General features: G+C 64.1%; 5 protein-coding genes. 2 read left to right on the forward strand and 3 right to left on the reverse strand.

Annotation, left to right across the window (positions count from 1 at the left end):
- On the forward strand, window positions 1-1,771 hold a 1,771-nt coding region (locus tag AB4Z11_RS19445), incomplete at its 5' end, for a putative bifunctional diguanylate cyclase/phosphodiesterase (RefSeq protein ID WP_442027010.1).
- Window positions 1,772-1,885: 114 nt separating this feature from the next.
- Here the strand turns inward: AB4Z11_RS19445 and AB4Z11_RS19450 are convergent.
- Complete coding sequence (locus tag AB4Z11_RS19450; RefSeq protein WP_442027011.1) at window positions 1,886-3,508, reverse strand: M28 family peptidase; 1,623 nt, start codon at window positions 3,506-3,508, stop codon at window positions 1,886-1,888.
- A gap of 50 nt (window positions 3,509-3,558) precedes the next feature.
- Here AB4Z11_RS19450 and AB4Z11_RS19455 point away from each other — a divergent pair, with 50 nt between their 5' ends.
- Complete coding sequence (locus AB4Z11_RS19455; RefSeq protein ID WP_442027012.1) at window positions 3,559-4,368, forward strand: SDR family oxidoreductase; 810 nt, start codon at window positions 3,559-3,561, stop codon at window positions 4,366-4,368.
- Window positions 4,369-4,379: 11 nt separating this feature from the next.
- Here the strand turns inward: AB4Z11_RS19455 and AB4Z11_RS19460 are convergent, their stop codons facing one another.
- Entirely contained in the window at window positions 4,380-5,378 is a 999-nt protein-coding gene (locus tag AB4Z11_RS19460; protein ID WP_442027013.1) for an alpha/beta fold hydrolase, read from the reverse strand.
- Window positions 5,379-5,399: 21 nt separating this feature from the next.
- Window positions 5,400-6,383 (reverse strand): putative bifunctional diguanylate cyclase/phosphodiesterase (locus tag AB4Z11_RS19465; protein ID WP_442027015.1); only part of this gene is annotated, 984 nt, incomplete at its 5' end.

The following is a 6,383-nucleotide window of genomic DNA, read 5'->3' on the forward strand; positions in this document are numbered from 1 at the left end:
GGTCAGCACCCTGGCTTCGCGCAACCGCGTGATTCAGCGCAATGTGGAAGAGCGCACGGCGCAGCTGAAGCAGGTCAATCAGACCTTGCTGCTGCGCGAACGCGCCATCGAATCGAGCACCAGCGCCATTGTGGTGACGGAGGCGCGCGAAGGCAATCCGACGGTGTACGTGAATCCCGCCTTCGAGCGTACCACGGGCTACAGCGCGGCGGACATCATGGGCAAGAGCCCGCGCCTGCTGTATGGCACGGACCTCGACCAGCATGGCGTGTCCGAAATCCGCAATGCAATCCAGGAGCACCGCGACGGCCACGCCGTGATGCGCTGCTATCGCAAGGACGGCACCATGTTCTGGAACGATGTGACCTTGTCGCCGGTGCGCGATGAGGAGGGCCGGGTCACGCACTTCGTCTCGATCCAGCACGACATCACGGCGATGAAGGCATACGAAAGCGAGCTGCATCACCAGGCCACGCACGACGCTCTGACCGGCTTGCCGAACCGTGTGCTGCTGCACGACCGCCTGCTGCAAACCATTCAGCACGCGGCACGCAAGGGCCACGAGTTGTGGCTGGTGTCGATCGACCTGGACCGCTTCAAGTTTACCAATAGCCGCCTCGGTCACAAGGGCGGCGACCGCTTGCTGCAAGTGGTGGCGGCGCGCCTGCGTGCAGCCGTGCGTCCGCTGGACACGGTGGCGCGTCTGGGCGGCGACGAATTCGCCTTGCTGCTGCTGGCGGAGCATGGCGCGCACGCACCGCGCGCCGATCAGCTGCAGCGCGTGCTCGACAAGCTGGCCGAGCCACTGGTGCTGGACGGCGTGGAGCTGTTCCTGAGCTGCAGCGCCGGTATCGCCGTGTATCCGGCCGATAGCGACGATCCGCACGTGCTGGCGGAACGTGCCGACATCGCTATGTACCGCGCCAAGGAAATGGGCGGCAATAATTACCAGTTCTACACGGCCGCCATGAACGAGCAGCTGGGCGAGCGCCTGCGCATCGAGTCCGCCCTGCGTACTGCCTTGGAACGGCGCGAGTTCGAGCTGCATTATCAGCCGCAGGTGGATACGGAGAGCGGCCGCATCGTCGGCATGGAAGCGCTGATTCGCTGGCGCCATCCGGAGATGGGCATGGTGGCGCCGAACCGCTTCATTCCATTGGCCGAGGAAACAGGCCTGATCCTGCCGGTCGGCAGCTGGGTGCTGCGCACCGCCTGTGAGCAGCTGCGCCAGTGGCAGTGCGAAGGACGCGAGAATCTGCGCATGGCCGTGAACGTGTCGGCGCGCCAGGTGGCGGAGCCGGACTTCGTGCAGTCGGTGGCAGCCGTGCTGGCCGAGACGGGATTGTCGCCGCACTGCCTGGAGCTGGAGCTGACCGAGAGCACGGTGATGAACGATGTGGAGCATGCCATCTCCGTGATGCACCAGCTGAAGAAGCTGGGCGTCAAGCTGGCCATCGACGACTTCGGCACCGGCTATTCGTCCCTGGCGCACCTGAAGCGCTTCGAGATCGACGTGCTGAAGATCGACCAGACTTTCGTGCGCGATCTGACGGTCGATCCGGACGATGCGGCCATCGTCACCACCATCATCGCGCTGGCGGAGAACCTGGATCTGGAAGTGATTTCGGAAGGGGTGGAGACGGAAGAGCAGATCGCCTTCCTGCGCCAGCATGGCTGCCAGCAAATGCAGGGCTACTTCTTCAGCCGTCCCGTTCCCGCCAGCGCCTTCATCACCGTGCTGGAAGAAAACGAGGCGCGCCTGGCAGCGTGAAACGGCGGATCGATGATCCACCCTACGGTGCTGCGGATAGGGAAACGACGGGTTGTCCTGTGCGTTCCGGAATGCCGCGCCGCGTAGGGCGGGTCATTCGACCCGCCGCCCTCGTTACCGCTTGACCTGGCCGAAAGGATCACCCTTCTTCCAGGCCGGCATGTCCTTGCCGTTGGCGATTTCATAGCCCAGGTTCAGCGTGAACTGCGCCTGCTGCACCATGCCGGACAAGTCCCAGCTCGCATGGTACTCATCGCGTACCGTGTGGTAGTCCTTCTTGAAGGCCACGATGCTGGCCGCCGATTCATCCTGCTTGCGCTCGAACTCGAAATGGCCGTCGCCCGAGAACACGGCCGAGCCCACGTTAAACGCCGGCACGCCCGCCTTGGCGAACTGGAAGTGGTCGGCGCGGAAGTAAGCGCCCGACAGGTCCGGAATGGCCGGCGCAATCCTGAGGCCCATCTGCTTCGCCACCTTGGCCGAGGATTCATACAGCGAGCTGCGCTCGGCGCCCGCTACACCGATATCCCTGGTGCGGCCGGCGAAGTTCATGCTGTCCAGGTTGAGGTCAGCCAGCGTGCGGTTCAGCGGGAACACCGGATGCTGCACATAAGTCGCCGCACCGTGCATACCCTGTTCTTCGGCTGCGGGCCACAGGAAAACCTGCGAGCGCTTGGCCGGCTTCTTCACTGCCTCCGTTGCCATGGCCAGCAGGGCCGCCGCGCCGGAGCCGTTGTCGATGGCGCCATTGTAGATATGGTCGCCGCCATCCTTGGCGCCTTCGTCGATGCCGAGGTGGTCCCAGTGCGCGGAATACACCACGGCCTGGTCTTTCAGCTTGGGATCGGTGCCCGGCACCACGCCGACCACATTGAACTGCTCGACCTGGCGGATCGAGGAACGCATTTCCACGTGGGCGCTGGTCTTCAGGTCGACCGGATGGAAGTCACGCTTTTCGGCATCGGCGCGCAGCTTGTCGAGATCGAAGCCGGCAGCGCTGAACAGGCGGCGCGCCTGGTCTTCGCTGATCCAGCCTTCGATCTGGTTGCCGCCGCCCGGCAGGTGGAAGCGCTCGTGGGCGAAGCTGGTGGCGGGCACGTTCCAGTCGTAGGAGGCGGATGGCGTGGTGTGGATCAGCAGTGCGCCGGCCGCGCCTTTGCGCATCGCTTCCTCATACTTGTACATCCAGCGGCCGTAATAGGTATAGGCCTTGCCGGCGAAACGGTTCGGCTCCTCGGCGGTTGGCTGCGGATCGTTCACCATCATGACCAGGATCTTGCCCTTCACGTCCTCGCCCTTGTAATCGTCCCAGCGTTCTTCCGGCGCGGTGACGCCGTAGCCGACGAAGACCAGTGGCGCGTCGAAGTTGACGTCGGCGCGGCCGCTGCCGGTGCCGAAGACGATGTCCTTGCCGTTCTGCGGCAGCAGCTTGCTGCCGCCAACGGTGAAGGCCACCGAGCTGCCCGGCATCAGCTTGGTGCCCTGGAACTTGACCGACTGGCGGTAAGTGCCATCGGCCAGCGGCGTCAGGCCAATGGCTGCGGCCTGCGTTTCCAGGTAGCGCACGGCGAGATCACCGCCACGCTGGCCGGTGCCGCGGCCTTCGAGCAGATCGTCGGCGAGGAAGGACAAGTGGGCGCGCAGAGGCGCTTCACGAACAACGGGAGCCTGCTGCGCGGAGGCAGCGGCGCAGGCCAGAGCGAGGCTGGCGGCGAGGAGGGTAGCTTGAGTGTTCATGTGGGCCATCTTAACGCATAATCGGAACATAAATAAACACAGGGGGACACATGGAGGTTATCGTCATTACCGGCGCATCCGACGGCATCGGTGCGGAGATGGCGCGCCAGCTGGCGCGCAGCCGCGGCAAGGAAGCCGCGCTGGTGCTGGCAGCACGCAAGGCCGATCAGCTGCAATCGGTAGCCGACGCCTGCTCGGCGCTCGGCGCGCAAACGCTGGTGGTGCAGACCGACGTGTCCGACGAAGCGCAATGCCRCCGGCTGATTGCCACAGCCGCCGAACGCTTCGGCCGCATCGACGCGTTGATCAACAACGCTGGCCGTTCCGCGCATGCCTTGTTCGAAGAGGTCGAAGACCTGCGCTGGTACGAAGAACTGATGCGGGTGAACCTGTGGGGAAGCGTGTGGTGCACCCACGCTGCGCTGTCCTGGCTGAAAGCGTCGCGCGGACGGCTGGTGGCCGTGTCCTCGCTGGCCGGGCTGATTGGCGTGCCGGGACGCAGTGCTTATGGCGCGACCAAATTTGCCATGTCCGGCTTCTTCGAAAGTCTGCGCGCGGAGCTGAAGCCGCATGGCGTCAGCGTGACGACGGCCTATCCCGGCGTGGTCGACACGCGCATCCGTTATCGCGGCTACAACGCTCAGGGCGGCGAGCTGGGAAGCAGCAGCCTGAAAGAAGACAAGGCCATGCCGGTCGCGGAATGCGCGGCGCTGATCATCGAAGGCATGCAGTCACGCCGCCGCGAAGTGGTGATGACGGCCAAAGGCAAGCTGGGACGCTGGATGAAGCTGATTGCACCGGGTCTGGTCGAGAAGCTGGCCATGGCCGCGCTGAAGGAAGATGTCAAGCCGCACGGTTAAACGCTGCGTCCTCAACGTGCCAGTTCTTCGACCAGAGCCCGGTTGAAGGCCGCCGGATCTTCCATTTGCGGCGCGTGGCCCATGCCGTGGAATTCGATCAGGTGTGCTTTCGGGATGCGCTTCGCATTTTCCTTACCCAGCACGGCGTAGCGCCCGATACGGGCTTTCACTTCAGGCGGCGCGATATCGCTGCCGATGGCCGTGGTGTCGGCGTCGCCAATCATCAGTGTCGTCGGCATTTGCAGCTGCGGCAGTTCGTACCAGACGGGCTGGGTCCAGATCATGTCGTAGATCAGGGCGGAATTCCACGCTACCTGCGCGTGGCCGGGACCGGCGTTCAGGCCCGCCAGCATTTCCACCCAGCGCTCATATTCGGGTTTCCAGCGGCCGACGTAATAGGTGGCTTTCTCGTAAGCGCGCACGCTGTCGGCGCTCAGTTTCAGTTCGCGCTCGTACCACTGGTCCACGGTGCGGCCAGGCACGCCCAGCGCCTTCCAGTCTTCCAGTCCGATAGGATTGACCAGCACCAGGTGCGACACGGCTTGCGGACACATCAGCGCGTAGCGCGCCGCCAGCATGCCGCCGGTCGAATGTCCCACGACCACGGCTTTGTCGACTTTCAGCTGCCTGAGCAGGGCCGAGGTGTTGTCGGCCAGCTGCTGGAAGCTGTATTGATAGTGCGCAGGCTTGGTGGAGGCGCAGAAGCCTATCTGGTCCGGCGCCACGACCCGGTAGCCTGCGGCACTGAGCGCGGCGATGCTCGTGTCCCAGGTCGCGCCACAGAAGTTCTTGCCGTGCATGAGCACTGCCGTACGGCCGTTGGGCTGCCCGGTTGGCGCCACGTCCATATACGCCATTTGCAGGTCCTGGCCCTGCGACCGGAAATGGAAATGCTGCTGCGGATAGGGATACTGGAAGCCTTCCAGCTCCGGGCCATAGACTGGTGCTGCGTGGACGATGGATGTCGCCAGCGCGAGGCAAGCAGACAGTGTGGCGAATGGACGGGACATGGTGAACTCCTGGGCCTGGATTCAGGCGGCGAGCACCATGCTATCACTGCTGCGCAAATAGCGCTGAGCCTCGCGTGGCGGCATCGGGCGTCCGTAATGGTAGCCCTGGATTTCATCGCAGCCCCACAGATGCAGCAGCGCGCGCTGGCCGGCGTTCTCCACACCTTCCGCAATCACGCTGATGCCCAGATTGCGCCCCAGGCCGATCACCGCCTGCACGATGGCGGCATCTCCGGTGCCGGGCGCCAGCTGGCGCACAAAGCTTTGATCGATTTTCAGTTTATGAATCGGGAAGCGCTTGAGATAAGCCAGGCTGGAATAGCCGGTGCCGAAATCATCGATCGACAGTTTCAGGCCCAGTGCGCGTAACTGGCCGAGTACCGTAATGGCCTGCTCCGTGTTTTCCATCACCACGCCTTCAGTAATCTCCAGCTCAATGCAGGCGGGATCGATATGCGTGGTCGCCAGCAGGTCCGTGATCTTCGGCAGGAAGGACGGATGCGTGAACTGGCGCGGCGAAATATTCACGGCAATGGTCAGCGCGCGGCCATAGTGCGCGCTCCATTCGCTGGCCTGGCGGCAGGCCTGCTCCAGCACCCAGTCGCCGATGGCAATGATCAGGCCTGACTCTTCGGCCAGCGGGATGAAGACGGCAGGCGACACCAGCTCGCCGCGGCGGCGCCAGCGCAGCAGGGCCTCGAAGCCGGCCAGCGCCCCATCGCGCAGAGATTGCTGCGGCTGATAGTGCAATTCCAGCTCGCCACGTTCGAGCGCATGGCGCAAATCGGACTCAATGTCCAGACGCTGATCGGCCTGCGTATTCAGCTCGACGGAGTAAGGCACAAGCAGATCGCCGCCGCCGCGCCGCGCCGTTTGTAGCGCCGCATCGGCATTACGCAGCAGCGTAGCCGGATCGGCGCCATCGGTAGGGAAGGTGGCTGCACCCAGGCTCAGGGTGGAGTACACCTCGTGATTCTGGCAGCTGAAAGGGCTGCGCATGTATTC

The organism is Pseudoduganella sp. RAF53_2 (genome assembly GCF_052113985.1).
In the GTDB taxonomy this organism is placed as follows: domain Bacteria; phylum Pseudomonadota; class Gammaproteobacteria; order Burkholderiales; family Burkholderiaceae_D; genus Rugamonas.